The following is a 23,356-nucleotide window of genomic DNA, read 5'->3' as shown; positions in this document are numbered from 1 at the left end:
TGGGCGAGGTCGGCGAGCAGGACTGGCGCTGGTATCTCAACCAGGCCTGAATGAACGGCTGCCGGCGTTGCCGGTCAGTCATTGAAGCGGGCGGCCGATTGGCCGTCGGTGTTTTCCACGCGGCACAGGAGTAAGGAAAAGCAGATGAGCACGCCCGTCGTTCTTATCACTGGTGCAGCCGGCGGCTTGGGCCGGGCAATCGCCAAGCGTTTCGCCCAGAGTCATTGGCGCATCGCCGCCACGGATGTGGATAAGGAGGGCCTGCACGCGCTGAACGCGCAGGTGCCGTTGGACGCCAGCGGGGTCGCCGACCTGCGCAGCGCGGATAACTGCCATACCCTGATGTCGAAGATTCTCGCCCGTACCGGACGTCTCGACGCCCTGGTGAATGCCGCGGGCGTCTGGCGCGAGGGGCCTGTGGAAAACTTCACCGAGGAGGATTTCGACCTCGTCCTGGGAGTCAACCTCAAGGCCTCCTTCTACATGTGCCAGGCCGCGATTCCCTACCTGAAGGAAAACCAGGGCAGCATCGTCAACATCTCCAGCGACTCCGGACGCCAGGCCTACCGGGGTTCGGCGGCGTATTGCGCGAGCAAGGCGGCGCTTACCATGCTGAGCAAGACCCTGGCGCTGGAACTGGCCGAGCAGGGCGTGCGGGTCAACGCCGTGTCGCCGGCGGATATCGCCACGCCGATGCTCGACTACCAGGCCGAACGCTATGGGATGGGCAATCCGGATGGCTACAAGCGCGCGCTGCTGAAGGATTATCCACAGGGCAAGGCGGCACGCTTCATCCGCCCGGAAGAAGTCGCCGAGCTGGTCTGGTATCTCTGCGGCCCTCAGGCCGAAGCGATCACGGGCGCCGACCTGGCGGTGGACTTCGGCCTGTCCGCTGGCCGCTGAGTGGATTTTCCACGGGTCGCTCCGCTGGAGCGGCCTGTGGAAAAGTTTCAGTCGTCCCTGGCCTGACTGGATATCTTCACCCAGTTACCGGCGGCGGCGATGCCCATGCCGCCGTAACCCTGGCAGTCCCCGCCAAGGCTCTCCACCACTCGCAGGTCGATGCCTTCCTGCCATACCAGCAGGCTGCAGCCGGCGCCCAGGCCTTCGCTGCGCAGCCGGTAGAGGGCCCCCAGCCGACCGGACAACTCGCCGACCGCCGCGGGCCCATATTCCATCAGTTTCTCCGGATTGCCGATGCGCATCAGGGCGAAGCTCGCCCGGTAGCCGCCCTTCACCGGTTCGATCTGCAGGCTTTCCCATTCGGCCTGCCCGGCGTAGCGCAGGTAGTGCCCGGCGAGGCCCTGGAGGGACGGGTAGTCGACTTTCAGGGCAACCTGTTCCAGGTTGTGGCGCGTGGCCTTGCCGCTGTAGCCGCGATCCAGCGCCCGGTTCATCCAGGCGCGGGCGCGTCCCGGTTGCCCGGCCTTGAGGCTGGTCAGCGCGAGATTGTTCAGCGCCTGTTCCGAGTCGGCTCCGCCCTGTTCCTGGCGTTCGGCCAGGCGCAATTGCCAGGCGAAGGCGTCCAGCGCCTGTGGATAACTCCCCTGCCGATAAGCCTGGGTGCCGCGCGTGTTGCATTCCGCGGCGGTGGCGCAGGGCGTATCCTCGGCCTGGATGGCAGCGGCACCGATGCCGGCAAGCACGGCCAGGGCCAGGAGAAGGATGCGAATGGCGGCAGGCATTGGCGCGATTCCCGGTGGAAAAGGGCCAGTCTAGAAAAGCCCGCGGATGTCTGCACGACCCGGCGCGATTTCGATCATGACGATTGAAAATTTGTGGCCGCTGCCGTCTTCGTTTGCGTCTATGGTGTCCCCCGCCCGTCCTGATGAGAGAAAAAGCGCTATGCAACCCGGAAACAACCAACTGTCGATGACCGTGCTGATGACCCCGGACATGGCCAATTTCTCCGGCAATGTCCATGGCGGTACCCTCCTGAAGTATCTCGACGAAGTCGCCTATGCATGCGCCAGTCGCTATGCCGGTCGCTACGTGGTGACCCTGTCGGTGGATCAGGTGATCTTCCGCGAGCCGGTGCATGTCGGCGAACTGGTGACCTTCCTCGCTTCGGTCAACTACACCGGGCGGACTTCCATGGAGATCGGCGTCAAGGTCATCACCGAAAACATCCGCGAGCAGTCCGTGCGTCATACCAACAGCTGTTTCTTCACCATGGTCGCCCTGGATGACGAGCGCAAGCCGGTGGCCGTCCGCCCGCTGGAGCTGGAAACCGCCGAGCAGAAGCGCCGCTTCGCCCAGGCCCAGCAACGCCGCCAGCTGCGCGCGGAGCTGGAGGCCCGCTACCAGGCGATTCGCGAAGACGGATGAGGAAGGCTGCCGGTGTCCGGTCGAGCCCGCTTCGGACCTGCTGCCGTTTCGCGAATTTTCGCAGCTTTTCATAAGAAAACGCAGAGGTTTGCCTCTGCTGGCGTCCATTCCTGACATTTCTTGATAAGAAACCGGCGTGCCTGTTAAAACTCCAGCAACGTCAACGGGTTAACCTGTCGGTATCGCGCCGGGTTTCGCCAGGAACCATAGCCGCCGTCGGGTCGCTCGAATGCCATGGGCCGGTCGCTCTGCCCGGCTCCGTTGGCGGAAAGCCTTTCCGCCTTGCCGTCACGGGCGCGGGTCCGTGATCCATTTCGAACGTCGTCGTCCGCCGGCCAGGCCGCGGAGGACGCGTTCCCCGTGTTGCCGGGAGTCCTGATGCACCATACGCCGTTACTCACTACACTCGCCGCGGGGTTCGTCCTCGCCTTCCTCTTCGGGGCCCTGGCCAATCGCCTGCGCATTTCGCCGCTGGTCGGCTACTTGCTCGCAGGTGTTCTGGCCGGGCCGTTCACTCCCGGTTATGTCGCCGACCAGGCGCTGTCGCAGGAAATCGCCGAACTCGGCGTGATCCTGCTGATGTTCGGCGTCGGCCTGCACTTCTCGCTCAAGGACCTGCTCTCGGTGAAGGCCATCGCCATTCCCGGGGCGCTGGTGCAGATCGGCGTCGCCACGCTGCTTGGCATCGGCCTGGCCAAGCTGCTCGGCTGGAGCTTCGGCGGCGGCCTGGTATTCGGCCTGAGCCTGTCGGTGGCCAGTACCGTGGTGCTGTTGCGCGCCCTGGAGCAGCGCCAGTTGCTGGACACCAAGCGTGGCAGGATCGCCATCGGCTGGCTGATCGTCGAGGACCTGGCGATGGTCCTGACCCTGGTACTCCTGCCGGCGCTCGCCGGCACCCTCGGCGGCAAGACCGACGGCGGCGACGCCGGTCTGCTCTGGCCGCTGCTGATTACCCTGGGCAAGGTCGCCGCCTTCGTCGCCCTGATGATCTTCGGCGGTCGCCGGGTGGTGCCCTGGGTGCTGGAGAGGATCGCCGCCAGCGGTTCGCGGGAACTCTTCACCCTGGCCGTGCTGGCCATCGCCCTGGGCATCGCCTATGGCTCGGCGGTGCTGTTCGGGGTGTCCTTCGCGCTAGGCGCCTTCTTCGCCGGGATGATCCTCAACGAGTCCGAACTCAGCCACGAGGCGGCGGAGAACTCGTTGCCGCTGCGCGACGCTTTCGCGGTGCTGTTCTTCGTCTCGGTGGGGATGCTGTTCAATCCGATGATCCTGTTGCAGGAGCCGCTGACGGTCCTGGCCACCTTCCTGGTCATCGTCTTCGGCAAGTCGGTGGCCGCCTACCTGATCGTCCGCGCCTTCGGCCATCCGAACAGCACCGCACTGGTGATCGCCGCCAGCCTGGCGCAGATCGGCGAGTTTTCCTTCATTCTCATCGGCCTGGGCATTGGCCTCGAACTGGTGCCGGAGCAGAGCCGCGACCTGGTGCTGGCCGGGGCGATCCTGTCGATCCTGGTCAATCCGCTGCTGTTCATCGCCATCGATCGCCTGCAGCAACGCAAGGAGCAGCGCCTGGCGGAGGCCGCTGGCGGGGTTCGCGAGATGCCGGCGCAGGACCTGCCGCCGCCGATCCTGGAGCGCGAGCATGCGGTGCTGATCGGTCATGGCCGGGTTGGCGGGTTGGTCAGCGCTCGCCTGCGCGCCGCCGGGACGCCCTTCGTGGTGGTGGTGGACAAGCGTGACAAGGCCGACGAACTGCGCGAACAGGGCTACAGCGTGGTCCTCGGCAACGCCGCCAGTCCCGGCGTGCTGGAACTGGCCAACATCGCCGAGGCGCGCTGGTTGCTGATCGCCATTCCCAACGGCTTCGAGGCCGGGCAGATCGCCAGCCACGCCCGCGCGGTGAACCCGCCGCTGGACATCGTCGCCCGGGCGCATTTCGACGCCGAGGTGGACTACCTGGAGCAGAACGGCGCCAACCTGGTGATCATGGGCGAGCGCGAGATCGCCTGCGGCATGGTCCATCGCCTGGGACTCGACCGTGACGAGCGCGGCGCCGACGCACCGCTGCCGCAGTCGGCCTGACATGTTGCGCCGTCTCTACGACTGGACCCTGCGCCTGGCCGGCCATCCCCGCGCGGAGCTGGCCCTGGGCGGGGTGACCTTCGCCGAAAGCTCGTTCTTCCCGATTCCGCCGGACGCCTTGCTGGTGCCGATGGTCCTGGCCAACCGGGCCAAGGCCTGGCGCTACGCGACGATCTGCGCGATCAGCTCGGTGCTGGGCGGCATCGCCGGCTATTTCATCGGCTTGCTGCTGTTCGAGAGCGTGGCCATGCCGATCCTGGCGTTCTACGGCTTGCTGGAGAACTTCGAACAGGTCGCCGAACGCTACAACGAACTGGGCTGGCTGATGGTGCTGCTGGGCGGCGGCTTCACGCCGCTGCCGTACAAGGTGATCACCATTACCAGCGGAGTGACCCAGCTCGACCTCTGGCTGTTCGTCGGCCTCAGCCTTGTCGCCCGCAGTCTGCGCTTCGCCGCTACCTGCGCTTTGCTGTTCTGGGCCGGCCCTCGCCTGAAGACCCTGATCGAGCGGCGCCTGGGCATGGCTTTCGTGCTGATGGCGGTGATGGTGGTCGGTGGGTTGATGCTGGGGAAATACGTTCTTTGAGCTGCCTGTGGATGATTTTCACCCACTGGGATGGAGACTAAAGGCGCACTGCGTCGAAACGAACCCTTGGGTGTGCGATCCGATCCTGCGCCCGCACCAGCTCCAGCTCGTAGCTGCCGCAGGCCTGGGTTTCCAGCAGCACTTCATGGACCGCGGCGCCGGCGAATTCGAAGGCGTTACGCAAGTCGTCGCCGAGCAGCAGGCGAGAGAGGAACAGCCCCGAGGCCAGGTCGCCGACTCCGACCGGTTGCCGCGGGAAGGCCAGCAGCGGGCGTTGCAGGTGCCAGGCCTGATCGGCGGCCACCAGCAGCATCTCGAAGGTGTCGCCGGCCTTGCCCGGATAGTTCAGGTGCTTTACCAGGATTGCCCTGGGACCGCGTGCCAGCAGGCTCCGTGCCATTTCCACGCAGTCGGCGAGGGAGTTCGGCTGGCGGTCGCAGAAGCTGTCCAGCTCCAACTGGTTGGGGCACAGGTAGTCGGCGACCGCGGCGGCTTCTTCCAGCAGGAAGTCGCTGACTTCCGGGGCCACGATGCAGCCTTTTTCCGGGTGGCCCATGACCGGGTCGCAGAGGTACAACGCCCGAGGGTTGGCCTGTTTGATCCGTGCCACCACGTCGAGAATGGCGCGGCCCTGGGCGGCGCTGCCGAGATATCCGGACAGCACTGCGTCGCAGTTGCCCAGTTCGCCGATGCCGGCAATACCGTCCACCAGAGCCGGAATCTGCTCCGGCGGCAGCACCTGCCCGGTCCATTGACCGTACTGGGTGTGGTTGGAGAATTGCACCGTGTTCAACGGCCAGACGTTGATTCCGATGCGCTGCATCGGGAACACCGCCGCGGCATTGCCGGCGTGGCCGAAGACCACATGGGACTGGATGGCGAGCAGGTGGGGCGTACGTGGCATGAGACGACTTCCTACAGCTGAGTCGGCGCAGTATGGGGGCTAATTCACATGGCGAAAACACCCCCCACTCGCTGCCTGCCGGGAGAACGGGTAAGCTGGCCGTCCCCCTACACCGGATTCCGCTCGTGACCCTGGGTAACCTTTTCGTCATGCTCCTGTTGGGCGCCGCCGCAGCCTGGTGGTGGCGCGCCCATGGCGTGCGCGAGCGGGCGTTACTGCTGGCCAAACAGCATTGCGCCAAGCAGGGCGTGGAACTGCTCGACGAGAATGTCGCGCGCCGGCGCCTGCGCCTGGCCCGTGACCACCGCGGGCAGTGGCGGCTGAGCCGCGAGTTCGGTTTCGAATTCACCGTCAGCGGCGAGGAACGCTACGCCGGGCGCATCGTCATGTATGGCTATCACCTCGGCGCCATCGAATTGGCCCCGCATCGCTTCGAGGCGGCCGCCGAGGTCGACAACCCGCCGGTGCATAGCGCCGAGGTGATTCGCCTCGACGAGTGGCGGCAGTCCCGGCAGAAAAAGGTCGGCGACTGAGGCGGCAGAGCGTCAGGGCAGTATCCCGAGAGCCTTGAGACTGGCCTTGCCCAGTTCGACGCGCTTGCCGATGTCGGCCTCGCCGCCGGGCATGTCGATGTTCAGGGCGAAGCCGTAGAGCCGCTCGTTGCGCTTCACCCAGCCCACCCACCAGCCGAGTTCCGGCGTGCAGTCGAAGCACCAGCCGGTCTTGCCGTGCAGCTCCCAGCCCGGGCCGCTTTCCAGCAGGGTCATGGCGCGCACGGTGGACTGCACCGGGGCGGGGAATGGCAATTCTCCCTGCGCCAGTCGGAGCAGAAAGCGGGTCTGCTCCATCGCGCTGATCTTCAGCGGTCCCACCAACCAGAAGTTATCCACAACCTGGCCGATTTCCGCGTTGCCGTAACCCAGGCGCGAGACATTGGCGCGCATCCGCTCCAGGCCGATGCGCCGCGCCAGTTCCTGGTAGACCGGTACGTTCGATGCCTTGATCGCGTCGCGCAGGCTCATGTCGTGCTCCCAGGCGTTGAAGCGCTGGGGTTTGCCGCCATAGGGAAGAACCTCGTCGGCGGATCTAACCGCCCCTGTGGATAAGCCGATAAGGCTGTTCGCCACCTTGTAGGTGGAAGCGGGAACGAAGCGGGTTTCCGCGCGCTCCCGGTCATGGCCGACATAGCGCTGCCGCTGCACATCGTAAAGGACGAAGGTGCCTTTCACACCGGCCGCTCCGAATAGCTTGTCCACGGCCCGGCTGTCGTTCCATTCGCTGGCCTGGGCATGCCCGGAGAGCAGGAGAAGGGCGCTGAAGAGGAGAGGGCGCATGGCTCGGTCCTGTGGGGGTCATCCTCCCTGGGACCGATGGATGAGCGCCGGATTCCCTACGGAAGGAGCGTTCATGGATTGGGCAGGAGAAAGTCGCGTACGCGTTCGGCGGCAGCGGCCGGGTCTTCCTGCATGAAGCAGTGGCCGCCGACCACCGCGTGGGCGCTGACCTGGGGGTTGAGCGAGCACCAGCGCGCCACCGACTTGGCGACGAAAGGGTAGGTGCGGTCACCGTAGAGCACGCGGGTCGGCGTGGTGATCTTGCCCAGCGACGGCCACAGCCGCCTGGGGAAGGAGCTGAAGATCTCCGCTTCGCGGCTTGGCCGGCACTTCAGCTCGACTCCGCCGTCGCTCTCCTTCAGCGCATATTCCACGTAGGCCCACAGCGCCTCGTCGGTCCAGCCCTTGAAGATACCGCGGCCGCGCAAGCCGGCGTAGGCGGCTGCGCGATCGGGCCACTGGCTGCGGCGCAGGCGCGCCTTCTTCGCCAGGCTGCCGCGCAATTGCAGGCCGAGGGTCTCGGAAAGTGCCATCACGCCGATCATCGCCGGGGTGAACAGTACCGGGTCGAGCAGCACGGCGCGGGCGAACAGGGTGGGATGGCGGGCCAGGACGAGGCTGCTGAGGACGCCGCCGAAGCTGTGCCCGCAGGCCAGTCGCTGGACATCGCCATAGGGACCGCGCCCGGCCTCGAAGGCCTCCACCGCCATCTCGGCGTTGCGGTTCCAGCCGTGGAAGCGGCCGCCATGGTCGCTTTCGCCGTGGCCCTGGATGTCGCACAGCCAGAGGTCGAAATCCTCCGCCAACAGACGCAGCATCGGTTCGTAGGTGCGGCCGCAGAAGCCGTTGCCATGGAGGAAATGCAGCAACGGCTTGCCGCTCGGTTCGCTGCGCCAGCCGCGCAGGGTGAAACCGGCGGAGCAGGAATGGGACCAGGGGGATAGCGACATGGGCAGACTCCTCGTACGGCGCGCAGTGTAACCGGGCGCCGTGCTATCGTCGCCGCTTCCCGCCGCCGTTTCGATCCGCCGATGTCCTTGTCCCGTCCGCTGCGCCTGTTCCTGCTGTTGTTGCCGCTGCTCGGCGGCCTGCTGCTGTCCATGGACTGGGCGGGACGCCAGGCGCGGCAGCAGGCGCTACGCGCCGAGGGCGAACAGGTGCGCAAGCAGCTGGACCTCTACGCCGGCTCGCTGCAGACCCTGATCGAACGCTTCCGCAGCCTGCCGGCGGTACTGGCGCTGGATCCGGATCTGCGCGCGGCGCTGGCCGGGCCGATCGACGGCGAGTTGCAGCAGCGCCTCAACCTCAAGCTGGAAAGCATCAACCTGGCCGCCCGCTCCTCCACCCTGGAGCTGCTCGACCGTACCGGGCTGGCCGTGGCGGCGAGCAACTGGAACCTGCCGACCAGCTACGTGGGCCACAACTACGGTTTCCGTCCCTATTTCCGCCAGACCATCGCCCAAGGCTCCGGACGTTTCTATGCGGTCGGGGTGATCAGCGGGATTCCCGGTTATTTCCTGTCCCACGCGGTGCGCGCCGAGGACGGCAGCTTCCTGGGCGCAATCGTGGTCAAGCTGGAGTTTCCCGATCTGGAACGGCAGTGGAACCAGACCCCCGACCTGGTCCTGGCCAGCGACGCCAAGGGTATCGTGTTCCTCGCCAACCACGCCGGTTGGCGCTACCGCGAACTGGAACCGCTGGATACCGTGGACCGCTTCGAACTGGCGGAGACCCGGCAATACGATCGCCAGCCCCTGACACCCCTGCGCCACCAGACCTTGCGCAGCTACGGCGAAGACAGCCGTCTGGCGCGGGTGGAAAGCGCCGACGGCGAGAAGGACTACCTCTGGCAATCGCTGGACCTGCCCAACGACGGCTGGACCCTGCACTTGCTGCGCGACACCGCGAGCATCCAGGACGACGTCGCCACCGCGCGCCTGGCCGCCGCCGGCACCTGGCTGGCGCTGGTCTTCCTCGGCTTGTTCCTGCACCAGCGCTGGCGTATCGCCCGCCTGCGGCAACGTAGCCGGGAGGAGCTGGAGCGCCTGGTCGAGCAGCGCACCGCCGACCTGCGTACCGCGCAGGACGGCCTGGTGCAGGCGGCCAAGTTGGCCGCCCTGGGGCAGATGTCGGCGGCCCTGGCCCATGAGATCAACCAGCCGCTCACCGCCCAGCGCATGCAACTGGCCAGCCTGCGCCTGCTGCTCGACGCCGGACGCCACGACGAGGCGCGCCAGGCGTTGCCGCGCATCGACCAGATGCTCGAACGCATGGCCGCGCTCACCGGCCACCTGAAGACCTTCGCGCGCAAGAGCGCCGGCGGCCTGCGCGAGCGTATCGAGTTGGGCCACGTGGTCGAACAGGCGCAGCAGTTGTTGCTACCGCGAATCCGCGCCGAACGGGTGGAGATCGAGCAGGCGCTGCTCTGGCCGGCCTGGGTGATGGGCGACGCGATCCGCCTGGAACAGGTGCTGGTCAACCTGCTGCGCAACGCCCTGGATGCCGTTGCCGGCCAGGAGCGGCCGTGGATCCGCCTGGCCCTGCAACGGCTTGGCGGCGACTGGGTGCTGAGCGTCGCCGACAACGGCGGCGGGATTCCCGCCGAGCACCTGGGCAGCGTCTTCGATCCGTTCTTCACCACCAAGCCGGTGGGAGAGGGACTCGGCCTCGGCCTGGCGGTATCCTATGGGATCGTCCACGAACTCGGCGGCCGCCTGCAGGTCGCCAATGCCGAGGCGGGAGCGGTGTTCAGCCTGATCCTGCCGGCGGCCCCCGATGACACGAGCGTAACGACATGAGCGACCAGGTGATCTTCGTCGACGACGAAGCGACGATCCGCGAAGCGGTGCAGCAATGGCTGGAGCTGTCCGGCTTCGAGGTGCGCCTGTGCCTGCGCGCCGAGGAGTGCCTGGGAGCATTGGACAAGTCCTTCGCCGGGGTGGTCATCAGCGATGTGCGCATGCCTGGCATGGACGGCCTGCAACTGCTCGCCAACCTGCAGGCGGTCGATCGCGACCTGCCGGTGATCATGGTCACCGGGCACGGCGACGTGCCGATGGCGGTGGAGGCCATGCGCCAGGGTGCCTACGACTTCATCGAGAAACCCTTCACGCCCGAGCGCCTGCTCGGCAGTTTGCGGCGCGCGCTGGAAAAGCGCCGCCTGGTGCTGGAGAACCGGCGCCTGAAGGAGCAGGCCAGTCTCAAGGACCAGGTCGATGCGCGTCTGCTCGGCGTGTCCAAGCCGATGGAAGCGTTGCGCCGGCAGGTTCTGGCCCTGGCGCAGACCCCGGTGAACGTCCTGATCCGTGGCGAGACCGGCAGCGGCAAGGAACTGGTTGCCCGCTGCCTGCACGACTTCGGGCCGCGCGCCGACAAGCCGTTCGTGGCGCTGAACTGCGCGGCGATTCCCGAGCAACTGTTCGAGAGCGAGCTGTTCGGTCATGAGAGCGGTGCCTTCACCGGCGCGCAGGGCAAGCGCATCGGCAAGCTCGAGCATGCCCATGGCGGTACCTTGTTCCTCGACGAGATCGAAAGCATGCCGTTGGCGCAGCAGGTCAAGCTGCTGCGCGTCCTGCAGGAGCAGCAACTGGAGCGGCTCGGCTCGAACCAGAGCATCCACGTCGACCTGCGGGTGATTGCCGCGACCAAGCCCGACCTGCTGGCCGAAGCACGTGCCGGACGCTTCCGCGAGGACCTGGTGTATCGCCTGAACGTCGCTGAGCTGCGCCTGCCGCCGATCCGCGAGCGTCGCGAGGACATCCCGCTGCTCTTCGAACATTTCGCCAGCGTTGCCAGCCAGCGCCTCGGCCGCGAGCCGCAGCCCGCCGCGCCGGCGGAACTGGCGCGGCTGATGGCCCACGACTGGCCGGGCAATGTACGCGAGCTGGCCAACGCCGCCGAGCGTCATGTCCTCGGCCTGGAGCGCGGGGACGCGGAGGAAGGCGGCGGCCTCACCTCGGGGCTGGCGGAACGCATGGAAGCCTTCGAGGCGGAGTGCCTGCGCCAGGCGCTCGGCCAGTGCCGCGGGGACATCAAGGCGGTGATGGAGTTGCTGCAACTGCCGCGTCGGACACTCAACGAAAAGATGCTGCGGCATGGCCTCAGCCGCAGCGATTTCGTCGGTGAAGAGCCGGCCTGAAGCAGCCCTCGCGAGGCGTCAGAGATCCTTGGCCAACTCCGTTGGCGCCTGGCGCCCGCCGCGTTGCAGCAACGCCAGGTAGACCAGCCCCACCGCGATCCAGGCCAGTCCGAGCAACTGTGCGTCGAGGCTCATGCTGTACAGCACGTAGGCGATGATCGCCAGGCCCACCAGCGGGAACAGTAGATGCCGCAACCACTGGCCGGAGCGCTGGCGGCGGTAGTAGTGGTTGATCACGCTCAGGTGCAGCAGGCAGAAGCCGGTGAGGGCACCGAAGTTCACCAGTGAGGTGAGCACGTCCGGTGCGTCGAGGAAGGCCCAGCCGATTCCCAGCGACAGCAACGCCACCAGGTACAGGCTGACGTGCGGCGTCTGGTAGCGCGGATGGACCCTGGCCAGCGCGCGCGGCAGCCTGCCGTCGCGGGCCATCGAGTAGAGCAGGCGCGAGACCGCTGCCTGCGAGGTGATCGACACGGTGACACCCCAGGCCAGCGCGGTGGCTACCGCGGTCAGCATCGACAGCCACTGGCCACCGGCCGCTTCGGCGATCTCGTAGAAGGCGGTGTCCGCCGACTTGAAGTTCATCCCGGCGGCGAGGTCGGTGGCCAGCCAAGTCTGCGCGATGAAGATGCCGCCCATGATGAACAGCGCGATCAGCGCGGCGCGGCCGATCTGTCGCGCGGGATCGCCCTTGACCTCCTCGGCGAGGGTGGAGATGGCGTCGAAGCCGAGGAACGACAGTACGGCGATCGAGGCGGCCTTCATCACCAGGCCGAGATCGAAGGCCTCCGGGCGATACAGCGGTTCGAGGGTCAGCCGGCCGTTGCCCAGGCCGCCTTCCAGCGCCTGGTAGCCGACCACCAGGAAGATCGCCAGGACCACCAGCTCTCCGATCAGGAACAACAGGTTGGCGCGGGCGGCGAAGGTGATGCCGCGCAGGTTGACCAGGGTCGCCGAGACCAGGAACAGCAGCATCCAGGCCAGCTTGGGGATCGCCGGGAACAAGTGGTTCAGCGCCAGTGCGCTGAACACGTAGAGCAGCGGCGGGATCAGCAGGTAGTCGAGCAGCAGCACCCAGCCGGCGATGAAGCCGACATGGGGGTGGATGCCGCGCTGCGCATAGGAATACACCGAGCCGGCAATCGGAAAGGCCTTGGCCATGGCTCCGTAGCTGAGGGCGGTGAAGAGCATCGCCAGCATGCCCACCAGGTAGGCCATCGGCACCATGCCGTGGGCGTCGGCATGGACCCAGCCGTAGACCCCGAACGGGGCGATGGGGATCATGAAGATCATCCCGTAGATGATCAGGTCGCTCAGGGACAGGCTGCGGCGCAGCTGTTGCCGGTATCCGAACTGTTCGATGACCATGACGGGCTCCTCGGGAAAAGGCAGCGTATTGTCGTTATCGGCGCCGCACGCGAAGCGGGCCTCTTTCTCGTTATTGGCGACCGGCGGCGCCGGTCATCGCATCAGAGCCAGGGATACAGACGCTCGGCCCAGGCGCTCACCGCATCCGGCGTGCGCAATCCATCGTTGCGGATCTCCAGCAGCACCGCTTCCAGACCGCGTGCGTCGCCATGCACCGGAACGGTAGTGTCTTCCGCCGGGTCGATCGCATAGGGCTGGTTGCCGGCGACTTCCAGGCCGTGCCGGCGCAAACCGTCGAGGATGCGCCCGGCGTAGGCGCCGGCGTTGCGATAAAGCACCCCGGCAACCAGCGGGCGGGGTCTGCCGTGGTACACCGGGGTAAAACTGTGCACGCCGACCACGCGGGTCGGCACGCCGGCGGCCTGGCGCTCGTCGAGCAGTTGCGTCAGGCGCTGGTGGAACGGATGGAACAGGCAATCCTGGCGATAGCGGCGCACCGTCTCGGACAGCTCGCGGTTGCCGGGAACCGGGTAGATCTCGCTGTGCGGCGGAATGCTGTCGGGTGCCTCCAGCGGTCGGTTCAGGTCGATCAGCAGGCGCGAGTAGCCGGCCGCCAGCAATGGCGCGTCGAGCCGCCGGGAAAGCTCTTCGGCCAGCGCCAGGGCGCCGATATCCCAGGCGATGTGTTCTTCCGCCGCGGCCTGGTCCAGGCCGAGGCGCTGCAACTCCAGCGGGATGTGCCGGCTGGCGTGCTCGCAGACCAGGACCACCGGGCTGCGCCCTTCGGGGTTGAGCAGGCGGTAGGGTGGCAGCTGGTAGATGCCGAGTTCGGGGTTGTCAGTAAAGCTCGGCATAGTGGCGGCACAGGTCGTCGTCGGAAAGGCCCGCCGTCAGTGCCAGTTCGTGGCGCTTCATGGCGAGGTAAGTGTCCAGCAGCGGCTTTGGCAGCTCGGCGCAGAGCGTCTCGTCGCGCTGCAGGCAGTCGAGCGCATCGCCGAGGGTCGCCGGCAGGGCCTGGATGCCGCGGGCCTGGCGCTCTTCGTCGCTGAGGCCGTGCGGATCGACATCGGCCAGGGCGCGCAGCGGCAGGCGTCGTTCGATGCCCAGGCGGCCGGCGATCAGCACCGCGGCCATCGCCAGGTGCGGACAGGCGGTGGCGTCCATCGGCCGGAATTCCAGGTTGTACTGCTTGCCCAGCGGCTTGCCGCCGACGCTCACCACCGGACAGATGCGCAGCGCCGCTTCGCGGTTGCGCAGTCCCAGGCAGGCGTAGGCGGCGCTCCAGTGGTGGGGTTTCAGGCGCAGGTAGGAGGCGGCGGTAGGCGCGGTCAGCGCGCACAGCGCCGGCAGGTGCGCGAGCACGCCGGCGGCCCAGTGCTCGCCGAGTTCGGAGAGATCGTTGGGTCGACCGGGCTCGTACAGCAGCGGGCTGCCGTCGGCATGTTGCAGGCTCAGGTGCAGGTGCACCCCGTTGGTCACCGCGCCGGGTGCCGGCAGCGGTGCGAAGCAGGTACGCAGGCCCATCTGCCGCGCCACTTCGCGAGTGACCTCGCGGACGTTCACCGCGCGGTCGGCGGCGGCCACGCCCTGCGCCGGGCGGCAGGTGACCTCGTACTGGCGCTGGCCGTATTCGGGGAGGAACATCTCCGGCTCGGTGCCGGCCTGGGCCAGGGCGCTGACCAGCCAGCCGGGGAACTGCCCGGCGGCACGCTGGGCCTGCAGCGAAAACGCCGCGGCCGGACGCTCGCCGGGCAGGCCGAGCAGGCTGAATTCGTGTTCGAACGCCGCGATGACCTGCAGGCCGCTGTCGCGATAGCGCTCCACCTCGGCCAGCAGCAGGCCGCGCGGGCAGGCCGGCCACGGCGTGCCGTCGGTTTCCACCAGGTTGCCGTGCAGGTAGTCGAGCGCCGGCGCAGCGGCGTCGGGACCCTGCTCGACGCGCACCCGGCTGTTCGGGTCGGGCAGCAGGCGCAGGTCGCCGTGGCTGCCCCAGGGGCTGCTCTCGTCGATCAGGTCCTGCGGGGTCAGCGAACTGTTCGCTGGTACCCAGCCGCAACCGCTGGCCAGTTGCTCTTCCAGGGTCGCCAGGGGCAGCGAGCGCCCGCGGGTGATGCCGGCCAGGTCGGTGGTGACGAAGCTGACCAGGCGTACCGGCTGCAGGCGGTTCACAGGTTGCTCCGGCCGAGGGCGGCGATGCGTTGCAGGACGGTCTCGGTGTCGCTGATCCAGCAGTAGCCCTTGATCGCTTCCAGGCAGGCCTGGTGGCGTTCCGGGGTATGGGTGGCACAGGCATCCTCGACCAGGGTGACCAGGTAGCCGCGGTCGGCGGCATCGCGCACGGCCATGTCCACGCACTGGTCGGTGACCACCCCGCAGACGATCAGGTGGCGGGTGCCGAGGTTGCGCAGTACGTAGTCGATGGCGGTGGAGTTGAAAACGCCGGAAGAGGTCTTCGGCAGCACGATCTCGTTGGCGGTCGGCTCCAGGGCGTCGATCACCCTGGCGTCCGGGCTGCCCTTGGGCAGGTGCATCTCCGACAGCTTGTGATCCAGCGAGCGGTCGCGGCCATCGGCGGTGAGGCTCTCGATGACGGTGTGCAGGACGTTCTCGTCCACTGCGCGCATGGCCCCGAGCAGGCGCTGCTGGTTGGGGATCACCTGGTTCTGCACGCGCTCGTAGAAGTAGCCGGCCGCCTGCGGATCGACGTGCGGGTCGCGCCCCGGCTCGACCCAGGCGCGCTGCATGTCGACGAACAGGATGGCGGTCTGCCGGCGGCCGAACGGCAGGTCGCGCGGCGAGTGGTGGGGCAGGCTGAACATCGGGTCATTCCTCCAGAAGATGACTGCTGAACGCGTTGCGGAGCTGGTCGATGCCCTCCAGGCGTTCGTCGAGCGGCGCGCCCATGCGCGCCACCAGGGTCGCTACCAGTGCCTCGACCTGGGCCATGGCCGGCACCAGCGAGTCGAAGGGCGAGGCGGATTCCACCGGCGAACTGACGATCAGGTCGGCGTGTTCGCGCAGCGGCGAGGCGTAGATGTCGGTGAACAGCACCAGCCGTGTGCCGCGTGCCTTGGCGGCCTGGGCCACGTGCTGGGCCTGGCTCTGGTAGCGGCGATAGTCGAACAGGACCAGCAGGTCCTGGCGGCCGAGGTCGTAGAGCTGGTCGGGGAGCAGGGCGCCGTCGTCGAGCAATCGGCATTGCGGGCGCAGCAGGCGCAGATGGGTGACCAGGTAGCCGGCGAGGAAACGGCTGAAGCGTCCGCCGTGGCAGTGTACGCGCAGGCGGCTGTCGAGCAGCCAGTCGGCGAGGCGCTGGATGTCATCGGGGCGGGTCAGGCCGAGGGTCTGTTGCAGGCTCTGGCCAGCCTGGTCGAGGTAGCGCGCCCAGGTGTCGTCGCGGCCCATCCGCTCGCGGCGTTCGGCGAGCAGGGTGCGCGGCGAGCGCAGGCGGTCGTCGACGTCGGCCAGCAGCGCTTCCTGGAAGTCGCCGTAGCCGGCGAAGCCGAGCTTTTTCACCAGGCGCATGATCGTCGGGTCGCTGACTCCGGCGTGCCGGGCCAGGCGCGTCATCGGGCCGAGGCCGAGGCGCGGGTAGTCATCGAGCAGGGCACGCACCACCTTGCGCTCCGCGGGAGTCAGTTCGGCGGGCGGGGAGGCCAGGCGTTGTTTTAGTTCTTGCATGGGGCATCCTCGAAGGTGGGTCGATTGTGTAGTGAATTTTTCAAATTGTTCAATATGTGACGGAATGTTTTTTTCACTACATTCCCCGAAAACGACCGAATGACCGCTGTCGTGGCACGGCAGGCAGACGTGCGGCCGGGCCGGAAACGAAAAAGCCCGGTCGAAGACCGGGCTTTTTCCAGGGGCGGTTACGCAGCGTGGCTCAGAACGCCGGCACCACCGCGCCTTTGTATTTCTCCTGGATGAACTGCTTGACCTCGGCGCTGTGCAGGGCCTTGGCCAGCTTCTGCATGGCGTCGCTGTCCTTGTTGTCCGGCCGCGCGACGAGGATGTTCACGTAGGGCGAGTCGCTGCCTTCGATGGCCAGCGCATCCTTGGTCGGGTTCAGCTTGGCTTCCAGGGCGTAGTTGGTATTGATCAGCGCCATGTCGACCTGGGTCAGCACGCGCGGCAGGGTCGCGGCTTCCAGTTCGCGGATCTTGATGTTCTTCGGATTGTCGATGATGTCCTTCGGCGTGGCGGTGATGCTCTTGTTGTCCTTGAGCTTGATCACCCCAGCCTTGTCCAGCAGGAGCAGGGCGCGGCCGCCGTTGGTGGCGTCGTTGGGGATCACCACGGTAGCGCCGGAAGGCAGTTCGTCGAGCTTCTTGTACTTGCTCGAGTAGGCGCCCAGCGGCTCGATGTGTACGCCGGTCACGGCGACCAGGTCGGTGCCCTTGGCCTTGTTGAACTCATCGAGGTACGGCTGGTGCTGGAAGAAGTTGGCGTCCAGGCGCTTCTCCGAGACCTGCACGTTCGGCTGCACGTAGTCGGTGAACTCCTTGACCTTCAGGTCCACGCCTTCCTTGGCCAGCAGCGGCTTGACCACATTGAGGATCTCCGCGTGCGGCACCGGGGTGGCCGCGACGGTGAGGGTCTCGGCGGCCTGGGCGGCGGTGAGGCCGAGCGCCGCGACAGCGGAGAAAGCAGCAAGCAGTTTTTTCATCTTCAACTCCTTTCGAGGTGTTCCTGGCGGCTGTGGATAACCGCGGCGCTCAGGGTTTTGGGCTTGGCCGGCAAGCTTACTTGCGCGAGAAGTGCACCACCAGCTTGTCGCCCACGGTTTGCAGAATCTGGACGAGGATCAGCAGCATCACCACGGTGACCACCATCACGTCGGTCTGGAAGCGCTGATAGCCGAAGCGGATCGCCAGGTCGCCCAGCCCGCCGGCGCCGACCACTCCGGCCATCGCGGTGTACGAGACCAGGGTGATGGCGGTGACGGTGATGGCGGCGATGATGCCCGGCCGGGCTTCCGGCAGCAGGGCGTTCCAGATGATCTGCCGGGTGCTGGCGCCCATCGCCTGGGTTGCCTCAATGATGCCCTTGTCGACCTCGCGCAGCGCGGTTTCCACCAGGCGCGCGAAGAACGGCGTGGCGCCCACCACCAGCGGCGGGATGGCCCCGGCCACGCCCAGCGAGGTACCGGTGATCAGTACGGTCAGCGGGATCATCACGATCAGCAGGATGATGAACGGCAACGAACGGAGGATGTTCACCACTAGCGAGAGCAGGGTGTAGACCGCCTTCTGCTCGAACATCTGCCGTGGCCCGGTAAGGAACAGCAGGACGCCGAGGGGCAGGCCGAGGACCACCGTGAACAGCAGCGAACCGCCGAGCATCCAGAAGGTGTCGACGCTGGCCAGCCAGATTTCGTACCAGTCGATGTTGGCGAAGCTCATGGTTTCGAAGAAGTCCATCAGCGCAGTACCTCCACATGTACGTCAGCGGCGTTCAACTGGCTCATGGCGGCTTCCAGGTCACCGCCGACCAGGGCCAGGGTCAGCTGGCCGTAGGGCGTGTCCTTGATGCGGTCGATGCGTCCGGAAAGGATGCTGTAGTCGACCCCGGTCTGCCGCGCCACGGTGCCCAGCAGTGGCGCATAGGTGGCTTCGCCGCGGAAGGTCAGGCGCAGGATGAGACCCGGCACGTGGGCGAAATCGTCGTGACGCTCGTCTTCGTCGACCCGTTCGGCCTCGAACACGAAGCGGCGGGTGGTCGGGTGCTGCGGATGGAGGAAGACATCGGCGACATCGCCCTGCTCGACGATGGCGCCGCCGTCCATGACCGCGACCTGGTCGCAGACACGACGGATCACGTCCATCTCGTGGGTGATGAGGACGATGGTCAGCTTCAGCTCGCGATTGATTTCCGCCAGCAGTTGCAGGACCGAGGCGGTGGTCTGCGGATCGAGGGCGCTGGTGGCCTCGTCGCAGAGCAGGATGCTCGGCCGGCAGGCCAGGGCGCGAGCGATGCCGACGCGCTGTTTCTGTCCGCCGGAGAGCTGGGCCGGATACTTGCGCGCGTGGTCGGACAGGCCGACCCGTGCGAGCAGCTCGGAGACCCGCGCATCGACTTCGGCACGGCTGAAGCCGCCGGCCAGGCGCAGGGGCATGGCGATGTTGTCGGCGACGGTCTTCGAGGACAGCAGGTTGAAGTGCTGGAAGATCATCCCGACGCGCTGGCGGAAACGGCGCAGGCCTTCGGCGTCGAGGGCGGTGACGTCTTCGCCCTCGACCAGGATGCGGCCGCCGCTGGGCTCCTCGAGGCGGTTGATCAGGCGCAGCAGGGTGCTCTTGCCGGCACCGGAATGGCCGATCAGGCCGAAAATCTGCCCGGCCTGGATGTTCAGGCGGGTCGGTTGCAAGGCGGGGATTTCCCGACCGGCAACTCGATAGGTCTTGTGGACGTCGTGGAATTCGATCACTGGGCGAACCTTGTGGGTGCGGCGATGCTGTTACGGCTGGAGCACGGGCTTGGCGGGAAGCATGGGCGGTCAGCTAAACCGAACATTTTACCTTGCTTTCTTATGCATTATTAATATTTATTGGTGATGAAAAAACATTGAAATGGAATAAGCGTCTGGCTCGCTCCCGACAAGCGCTTTCTGCTGCGGCCGGGGCTGGACCGGCCTCAATTCCGGGGGGTAAGTATCAATCGGGTCGGCTTGTCGGCCTGTACGACATGGCTGAGATGCAGGTCGAAATCGGGTGAGAGCTTCTTCACCCGCGCCAGGAGCTGGTCGGAAACCAGCGGATAGTCGCTGTCCCGGCGCACTTCGATATGCACCCTGCAACGGTAGGCGACGACATCCGCGGCCACCGCGTCGAGCACCGCACCGAGGCCGCCCTGGCCGGTGCCGTCGAGCATCGGCAGGGGCACGGCGCTGCTGGCCGCTTGCGGATCGAGCAGGTGGGGAGCGCCGGGTAGCGGCTTCAGCTCGCCGCCGGGCGGCGTCTGGATGATCTGCTGCATCTGCTGCCGGGCCGCCTGCTGCATGCGTCGGGCCTGCTCGGCGCGGGCGGGATCGACCTTGGCGCGGTTGATCGCACCGTCCAGCCCGGCGGTCAGCGCCGGTGCCTTGGGCATCAGTCCGCGGGCATGGCCGAGGGCGCTGGTGGCGGTGTTGAGGTCTCCTTGACGCAGCGCGGTTTCCCCGCGCTGCATGTAGGCCTCGGCCAACTGGCGGCGGAACGCTTCGACGCGCTCGTCGCTGGCGGCTGCGCTGCGCAGGGCCAGCCATTGTTGCTCGGCCTGTTCGAGCTTGCCGGCGGCCAGGGTTTCCTGCAGTTCGGCGTAGGGATCGGCGGGCTGCGCCTGGGGCGCGACCACCGGCGTCGGTTGCGACGACGCATTGCCCTGGCAGGCGCTGACCAGCAGCGCCGCCGCCAGGACGGACAGCAGGCGAAAGAAGGACGACATCATTCCTGCGGGTTCTCGTTTGGTCAAAAAATCGCCAGATTCTACACCGTGCGGCGGGGCAGGACAAAACTCAGCAGGAACAGGCCGGCGGCGCTGACCACGATCGAGGGGCCGGCGGGGGTATCCTTGAACCAGGACAGGGCCAGGCCGGCGCACACCGCGACCAGTCCCAGCAGGCTGGCACCGACCGCCATCTGCTCGGGACTGCGGGCATGGCGCTGGGCGGCGGCGGCGGGAATGATCAGCAGCGAGGTGATCAGCAGTACGCCGACGATCTTCATCGCCACGGCGATGACGATGGCGATCAGCAACATCAGCGCCAGGCGGATCGCTCCGACCGGCAGGCCTTCCACCTTCGCCAGTTCCTCGTGCACGGTGATCGCCAGCAGCGGCCGCCAGAGGAAGCAGATCAGTGCCAGGACCAGCGCGCTGCCGGCGATTATCCACAGCAGGTCGCTGGCGCTCACCGCCAGCAGATCGCCGAACAGGTAAGCCATCAGGTCGACCCGCACTTCCTTCATGAAGCTCAGGGTGACCAGGCCCAGCGACAGGGTGCTGTGGGCGAGGATGCCCAGCAGGGTGTCGGCGGCCAGCGGCTGGCGCTGCTGCAGGGTCACCAGCAGCACTGCGAGCAGCACGCAGCCGACGGTCACAGCCAGGGTCGGGCTGACATCGAGGAGGAAACCCAGGGCTACCCCGAGCAGTGCGGCGTGGGACAGGGTATCGCCGAAATAGGCCATCCGCCGCCAGACCACGAAGGAGCCCAGGGGGCCAGCCACCAGGGCCAGGGCGAGGCCGGCGAGGAGGGCGTTGAGCAGGAAGTCAGCCATGGTTGCAGTCGGGGCCGTGCTTGTGGACAGGAGTGAAGCGGGTGCCTGGAGGCAAGGCGCCGGGACCGGCCTTGACCACCTCGCCGTGGAGGTCGTGGGCGTGATCGTGGTGGTGGTGGTAGATCGCCAGGCTGCGAGCGTCCTGGCCGAACAGCTCGACGAAGGCCGGGTCGCCGCTGACCTGCTCGGGGTGCCCTGAGCAGCAGACATGGCGGTTCAGGCAGACCACCTGGTCGGTGGCACTCATCACCAGGTGCAGGTCGTGGGAGACCATCAGCACACCGCAGCCGTAGCGGTCGCGCAGTTTGCCGATGAGGCGGTAGAGTTCGGCCTGGCCGGCGACGTCGACGCCCTGCACCGGCTCGTCGAGCACCAGCAGCTCGGGCTTGCGCAGCAGGGCGCGGGCCAGCAGCACGCGTTGCAGTTCGCCGCCGGAAATGCTTTGCAGCGGTCGCTCCAGCACGTGCGCCGCGCCGACCTCGCGCAACGCCGCCAGCGCCTGCTCGCGCCTGACCCCGGGTACCAGGCGGAGGAAGCGCAGTACGCTGAGCGGCAGGGTGGCGTCGACGTGGAGTTTCTGCGGCATGTAGCCGATGGTCAGCCGCGGCCGTCGCCAGACCTCGCCGACGTGCGGCTTGAGCAGGCCGAGCACGCTGCGTACCAGGGTGGTCTTGCCGGCGCCGTTGGGGCCGATCAGGGTGACGATCTGGCCGGGCTCGATGGCCAGGTCGACATCGCTCAGCACCGCCTGGCCGTTGAAGGACACGCCGACCTGGGTCAGCCGCACCAGCGCGTTGTCCATCAGGCGTCCTTCTGGTCCCGGCAGGTGCCGCAGAGGCCGACCACCTCGACGGTCTGGCTTTCAACGGCGAAGCCGACGCTGTTCGCTCCGGCGACGATGGCCCGGCTGATATCCGGCTGTTCCAGCTCGATCGCGGTGTGGCAGGTGCGGCAGATGAGGAACTGGCCCTGGTGGCTGTGCTCCGGGTTGTTGCAGCCGACGAATGCGTTGAGCGAGGCGATGCGGTGCACCAGGCCGTTCTCCTGGAGGAAGTCCAGCGCGCGGTAGACGGTCGGCGGTGCGGCGCGGCGGCCGTCGGTTTCGCTGAGCACCGCGAGGATATCGTAGGCCCCCAGCGGCTTGTGGCTCTGCCAGACCAGTTCCAGCACGCGCCGCCGTAGTTCGGTCAGGCGCACGCCCTGGCGCGCGCACAGCGCATCGGCCTCGGCCAGCGCGGTGCTGACGCACTGGCTGTGGTCATGGGGCTGGCAGGCCAGCGGGGTCTTGGGCGCAATCTTGTACATGGGCTGCGACGCTCGAGGGTAGAGACGTTATTATATTACCCGCTAACCACCTTTCATGTGAGTGCCGCCGTGACCCTGCGTCCCTTTGCCCTGCTGTCCGCCTGCTTCGCCCTGTTCCTGCTGGCTTCGCCGGCGCGCGCCGAGGTCAGCGTGCTGACCAGCATCAAACCGCTGCAACTGGTCGCCGCGGCCATCCAGGACGGCGTCGGCCAGCCGGACGTACTGCTGCCGCCGGGCGCCTCGCCACACCAGTACGCCCTGCGTCCTTCCGACGTACGGCGGCTGCGCGAGGTGCAATTGTTCTACTGGATCGGCCCGGACCTGGAGAACTTCCTGCCCAAGGTGCTCGCCGGCCGCCAGGGCACCAGCGTCGCGGTGCAGGACCTGCCGGGCATGCACCTGCGCAAGTTCGTCAATTTCGAGGAAGAGGAGCATGCCGGGCACGACGAGCACGACCATGACCATCGTCCCGGCATGCTCGACGCCCACCTCTGGCTGTTGCCGGCCAACGCCCGCACCATCGCCGCGCGGATGGCCGAGGACCTGGCCCAGGTCGACCCGGCCAACGCCGGGCGCTACCGGGCCAACCTGAAGGCCTTCGAGGAGCGCCTCGGCGGGCTCGACGGGAAACTCCGCGAACGCCTGGGCAAGCTTGCCGGCAAGCCTTTCTTCGTCTTCCACGAAGCCTTCGACTATTTCGAGGAAGCCTACGGGTTGCGCCATACCGGCGTGTTCGCGGTATCCGCGGAGGTCCAGCCGGGAGCACGCCATGTCGCCGCCATGCGCGCCCAGCTGAAGGCCGCCGGTCCGGCCTGCATCTTCAGCGAGCCGCCGCTTCGACCGCGGCTGGCCGACACCCTCAGCGAAGGCCTGCCGGTGCGCCTGGCCGAACTGGACGACCTGGGCGTGAACGTGAGCGTGGACGCCAACGGCTATGAGAATCTTCTGAACAACCTGGCAGGCGAATTTGCCGGCTGTCTGGAAAAGCTCTGAAAACCCGTGACTGATGGCCGCGCCCTCTTGCGCGCGGCGTCCCGATGACTAAGGTTGTCTGTTGCT

General features: G+C 67.1%; 24 protein-coding genes. 8 read left to right on the top strand and 16 right to left on the bottom strand.

The window, feature by feature from the left end; translation table 11 throughout:
- The first annotated feature begins 144 nt into the window (after positions 1-144).
- Positions 145-903 carry an SDR family NAD(P)-dependent oxidoreductase gene (locus tag HMPREF2914_RS12845; RefSeq protein WP_003097046.1) on the top strand — a complete coding sequence of 253 codons (759 nt, stop codon included), beginning with the start codon at positions 145-147 and terminating at the stop codon, positions 901-903.
- Positions 904-950: 47 nt separating this feature from the next.
- Here HMPREF2914_RS12845 and HMPREF2914_RS12840 read toward each other — a convergent pair whose 3' ends face one another.
- Positions 951-1,685, bottom strand: a complete 735-nt coding sequence (locus tag HMPREF2914_RS12840) for a tetratricopeptide repeat protein (RefSeq protein ID WP_023092806.1) — start codon at positions 1,683-1,685, stop codon at positions 951-953.
- Between the two features lie 160 nt (positions 1,686-1,845).
- Here HMPREF2914_RS12840 and HMPREF2914_RS12835 point away from each other — a divergent pair, with 160 nt between their 5' ends.
- The 3 genes from HMPREF2914_RS12835 to HMPREF2914_RS12825 all read left to right on the top strand — a co-directional run bounded on the left by HMPREF2914_RS12835 (position 1,846) and on the right by HMPREF2914_RS12825 (position 4,996).
- Entirely contained in the window at positions 1,846-2,328 is a 483-nt protein-coding gene (locus HMPREF2914_RS12835) for an acyl-CoA thioesterase (protein ID WP_003097040.1), read from the top strand.
- Between the two features lie 378 nt (positions 2,329-2,706).
- Positions 2,707-4,410 (top strand): YbaL family putative K(+) efflux transporter, encoded by a 1,704-nt coding sequence (gene ybaL, locus HMPREF2914_RS12830; RefSeq protein ID WP_003099695.1) that lies wholly within the window; start codon positions 2,707-2,709, stop codon positions 4,408-4,410.
- Position 4,411: 1 nt separating this feature from the next.
- Complete coding sequence (locus tag HMPREF2914_RS12825; protein ID WP_003097034.1) at positions 4,412-4,996, top strand: YqaA family protein; 585 nt, start codon at positions 4,412-4,414, stop codon at positions 4,994-4,996.
- A gap of 37 nt (positions 4,997-5,033) precedes the next feature.
- On the opposite strand, the gene pdxY is transcribed toward HMPREF2914_RS12825, so the two are convergent.
- Positions 5,034-5,900: a pyridoxal kinase PdxY gene (gene pdxY, locus HMPREF2914_RS12820; protein WP_003142148.1), complete on the bottom strand. Its 867-nt coding sequence runs from the start codon at positions 5,898-5,900 to the stop codon at positions 5,034-5,036.
- A gap of 32 nt (positions 5,901-5,932) precedes the next feature.
- On the opposite strand from pdxY, the gene HMPREF2914_RS12815 reads away from it, so the two are divergent.
- On the top strand, positions 5,933-6,433 hold the full coding sequence (locus HMPREF2914_RS12815) for a DUF3301 domain-containing protein (protein ID WP_003121391.1): 501 nt from the start codon (positions 5,933-5,935) through the stop codon (positions 6,431-6,433).
- A 12-nt stretch (positions 6,434-6,445) separates the two neighbouring features.
- Here the strand turns inward: HMPREF2914_RS12815 and HMPREF2914_RS12810 are convergent, their stop codons facing one another.
- Positions 6,446-7,234: an OXA-50 family oxacillin-hydrolyzing class D beta-lactamase OXA-913 gene (locus tag HMPREF2914_RS12810; RefSeq protein WP_031691948.1), complete on the bottom strand. Its 789-nt coding sequence runs from the start codon at positions 7,232-7,234 to the stop codon at positions 6,446-6,448.
- Between the two features lie 71 nt (positions 7,235-7,305).
- The gene (gene poxA / locus HMPREF2914_RS12805; protein WP_003097022.1) at positions 7,306-8,184 is read right to left on the bottom strand and encodes an alpha/beta hydrolase PoxA; all 879 of its coding nucleotides are present in this window, start codon (positions 8,182-8,184) and stop codon (positions 7,306-7,308) included.
- An 81-nt stretch (positions 8,185-8,265) separates the two neighbouring features.
- Between poxA and HMPREF2914_RS12800 the strand changes: the two genes are divergently transcribed.
- Positions 8,266-10,032 (top strand): sensor histidine kinase, encoded by a 1,767-nt coding sequence (locus HMPREF2914_RS12800; RefSeq protein ID WP_003097020.1) that lies wholly within the window; start codon positions 8,266-8,268, stop codon positions 10,030-10,032.
- Entirely contained in the window at positions 10,029-11,372 is a 1,344-nt protein-coding gene (locus tag HMPREF2914_RS12795; protein ID WP_003136465.1) for a sigma-54-dependent transcriptional regulator, read from the top strand. The genes HMPREF2914_RS12800 and HMPREF2914_RS12795 overlap by 4 nt, the downstream gene beginning before the upstream one ends.
- Positions 11,373-11,390: 18 nt before the next feature.
- Here HMPREF2914_RS12795 and HMPREF2914_RS12790 read toward each other — a convergent pair whose 3' ends face one another.
- From HMPREF2914_RS12790 to zur, 12 genes are all read right to left on the bottom strand, one after another.
- Positions 11,391-12,740, bottom strand: a complete 1,350-nt coding sequence (locus tag HMPREF2914_RS12790) for an APC family permease (RefSeq protein ID WP_023092805.1) — start codon at positions 12,738-12,740, stop codon at positions 11,391-11,393.
- A 101-nt stretch (positions 12,741-12,841) separates the two neighbouring features.
- A complete protein-coding gene (locus HMPREF2914_RS12785) occupies positions 12,842-13,510 on the bottom strand; it encodes an N-formylglutamate amidohydrolase (RefSeq protein WP_003136463.1) in 669 nt (222 codons plus the stop codon).
- Positions 13,511-13,577: 67 nt separating this feature from the next.
- Entirely contained in the window at positions 13,578-14,909 is a 1,332-nt protein-coding gene (locus HMPREF2914_RS12780) for a glutamine synthetase family protein (protein ID WP_003097012.1), read from the bottom strand.
- On the bottom strand, positions 14,906-15,559 hold the full coding sequence (locus HMPREF2914_RS12775) for a cysteine hydrolase family protein (protein WP_003097010.1): 654 nt from the start codon (positions 15,557-15,559) through the stop codon (positions 14,906-14,908). Before HMPREF2914_RS12775 ends, HMPREF2914_RS12780 begins: the two co-directional genes overlap by 4 nt.
- Before the next feature lie 4 nt (positions 15,560-15,563).
- Positions 15,564-16,421, bottom strand: coding sequence for a transcriptional repressor QapR (qapR, locus tag HMPREF2914_RS12770; protein WP_003097009.1), 858 nt, complete (start codon positions 16,419-16,421; stop codon positions 15,564-15,566).
- Positions 16,422-16,623: 202 nt separating this feature from the next.
- The gene (locus HMPREF2914_RS12765; RefSeq protein WP_023092804.1) at positions 16,624-17,406 is read right to left on the bottom strand and encodes a MetQ/NlpA family ABC transporter substrate-binding protein; all 783 of its coding nucleotides are present in this window, start codon (positions 17,404-17,406) and stop codon (positions 16,624-16,626) included.
- 76 nt (positions 17,407-17,482) lie between these two features.
- Complete coding sequence (locus tag HMPREF2914_RS12760; RefSeq protein WP_003097004.1) at positions 17,483-18,160, bottom strand: methionine ABC transporter permease; 678 nt, start codon at positions 18,158-18,160, stop codon at positions 17,483-17,485.
- Positions 18,160-19,167: a methionine ABC transporter ATP-binding protein gene (locus HMPREF2914_RS12755; RefSeq protein ID WP_003097002.1), complete on the bottom strand. Its 1,008-nt coding sequence runs from the start codon at positions 19,165-19,167 to the stop codon at positions 18,160-18,162. The genes HMPREF2914_RS12760 and HMPREF2914_RS12755 overlap by 1 nt, the downstream gene beginning before the upstream one ends.
- Before the next feature lie 206 nt (positions 19,168-19,373).
- Positions 19,374-20,162, bottom strand: a complete 789-nt coding sequence (locus HMPREF2914_RS12750) for a PA5502 family lipoprotein (RefSeq protein ID WP_073668207.1) — start codon at positions 20,160-20,162, stop codon at positions 19,374-19,376.
- Positions 20,163-20,203: 41 nt separating this feature from the next.
- The gene (znuB, locus tag HMPREF2914_RS12745; protein WP_003096998.1) at positions 20,204-20,992 is read right to left on the bottom strand and encodes a zinc ABC transporter permease subunit ZnuB; all 789 of its coding nucleotides are present in this window, start codon (positions 20,990-20,992) and stop codon (positions 20,204-20,206) included.
- Positions 20,985-21,794, bottom strand: coding sequence for a zinc ABC transporter ATP-binding protein ZnuC (gene znuC, locus HMPREF2914_RS12740; RefSeq protein ID WP_003099732.1), 810 nt, complete (start codon positions 21,792-21,794; stop codon positions 20,985-20,987). The genes znuB and znuC overlap by 8 nt, the downstream gene beginning before the upstream one ends.
- Positions 21,794-22,297, bottom strand: coding sequence for a zinc uptake transcriptional repressor Zur (gene zur / locus HMPREF2914_RS12735; RefSeq protein WP_003096992.1), 504 nt, complete (start codon positions 22,295-22,297; stop codon positions 21,794-21,796). Before zur ends, znuC begins: the two co-directional genes overlap by 1 nt.
- 69 nt (positions 22,298-22,366) lie before the next feature.
- Between zur and HMPREF2914_RS12730 the strand changes: the two genes are divergently transcribed.
- A complete protein-coding gene (locus tag HMPREF2914_RS12730) occupies positions 22,367-23,290 on the top strand; it encodes a zinc ABC transporter substrate-binding protein (RefSeq protein WP_003096990.1) in 924 nt (307 codons plus the stop codon).
- Positions 23,291-23,356 lie beyond the last annotated feature (66 nt).

It is taken from the genome of Pseudomonas sp. HMSC067G02, assembly GCF_001813485.1.
Taxonomy (GTDB): domain Bacteria; phylum Pseudomonadota; class Gammaproteobacteria; order Pseudomonadales; family Pseudomonadaceae; genus Pseudomonas; species Pseudomonas aeruginosa.
Note: the sequence above shows the minus strand (reverse complement) of the source record. Positions and strands in the feature narration are given on the sequence as shown.

Bases quoted from the DNA above. Each gene is read 5' to 3' on its own strand.
- pdxY (WP_003142148.1), bottom strand. From the start codon at position 5,900: ATGCCACGTACGCCCCACCTGCTCGCCATCCAGTCCCATGTGGTCTTC.
- HMPREF2914_RS12845 (WP_003097046.1), top strand. From the start codon at position 145: ATGAGCACGCCCGTCGTTCTTATCACTGGTGCAGCCGGCGGCTTGGGC.
- HMPREF2914_RS12800 (WP_003097020.1), top strand. From the start codon at position 8,266: ATGTCCTTGTCCCGTCCGCTGCGCCTGTTCCTGCTGTTGTTGCCGCTG.
- HMPREF2914_RS12840 (WP_023092806.1), bottom strand. From the start codon at position 1,685: ATGCCTGCCGCCATTCGCATCCTTCTCCTGGCCCTGGCCGTGCTTGCC.
- HMPREF2914_RS12760 (WP_003097004.1), bottom strand. From the start codon at position 18,160: ATGGACTTCTTCGAAACCATGAGCTTCGCCAACATCGACTGGTACGAA.
- HMPREF2914_RS12765 (WP_023092804.1), bottom strand. From the start codon at position 17,406: ATGAAAAAACTGCTTGCTGCTTTCTCCGCTGTCGCGGCGCTCGGCCTC.
- HMPREF2914_RS12825 (WP_003097034.1), top strand. From the start codon at position 4,412: ATGTTGCGCCGTCTCTACGACTGGACCCTGCGCCTGGCCGGCCATCCC.
- znuC (WP_003099732.1), bottom strand. From the start codon at position 21,794: ATGGACAACGCGCTGGTGCGGCTGACCCAGGTCGGCGTGTCCTTCAAC.
- HMPREF2914_RS12775 (WP_003097010.1), bottom strand. From the start codon at position 15,559: ATGTTCAGCCTGCCCCACCACTCGCCGCGCGACCTGCCGTTCGGCCGC.
- HMPREF2914_RS12835 (WP_003097040.1), top strand. From the start codon at position 1,846: ATGCAACCCGGAAACAACCAACTGTCGATGACCGTGCTGATGACCCCG.
- znuB (WP_003096998.1), bottom strand. From the start codon at position 20,992: ATGGCTGACTTCCTGCTCAACGCCCTCCTCGCCGGCCTCGCCCTGGCC.
- HMPREF2914_RS12750 (WP_073668207.1), bottom strand. From the start codon at position 20,162: ATGTCGTCCTTCTTTCGCCTGCTGTCCGTCCTGGCGGCGGCGCTGCTG.
- ybaL (WP_003099695.1), top strand. From the start codon at position 2,707: ATGCACCATACGCCGTTACTCACTACACTCGCCGCGGGGTTCGTCCTC.
- HMPREF2914_RS12815 (WP_003121391.1), top strand. From the start codon at position 5,933: ATGGGGGCTAATTCACATGGCGAAAACACCCCCCACTCGCTGCCTGCC.
- zur (WP_003096992.1), bottom strand. From the start codon at position 22,297: ATGTACAAGATTGCGCCCAAGACCCCGCTGGCCTGCCAGCCCCATGAC.
- HMPREF2914_RS12790 (WP_023092805.1), bottom strand. From the start codon at position 12,740: ATGGTCATCGAACAGTTCGGATACCGGCAACAGCTGCGCCGCAGCCTG.
- poxA (WP_003097022.1), bottom strand. From the start codon at position 8,184: ATGTCGCTATCCCCCTGGTCCCATTCCTGCTCCGCCGGTTTCACCCTG.
- HMPREF2914_RS12810 (WP_031691948.1), bottom strand. From the start codon at position 7,234: ATGCGCCCTCTCCTCTTCAGCGCCCTTCTCCTGCTCTCCGGGCATGCC.
- HMPREF2914_RS12795 (WP_003136465.1), top strand. From the start codon at position 10,029: ATGAGCGACCAGGTGATCTTCGTCGACGACGAAGCGACGATCCGCGAA.
- qapR (WP_003097009.1), bottom strand. From the start codon at position 16,421: ATGCAAGAACTAAAACAACGCCTGGCCTCCCCGCCCGCCGAACTGACT.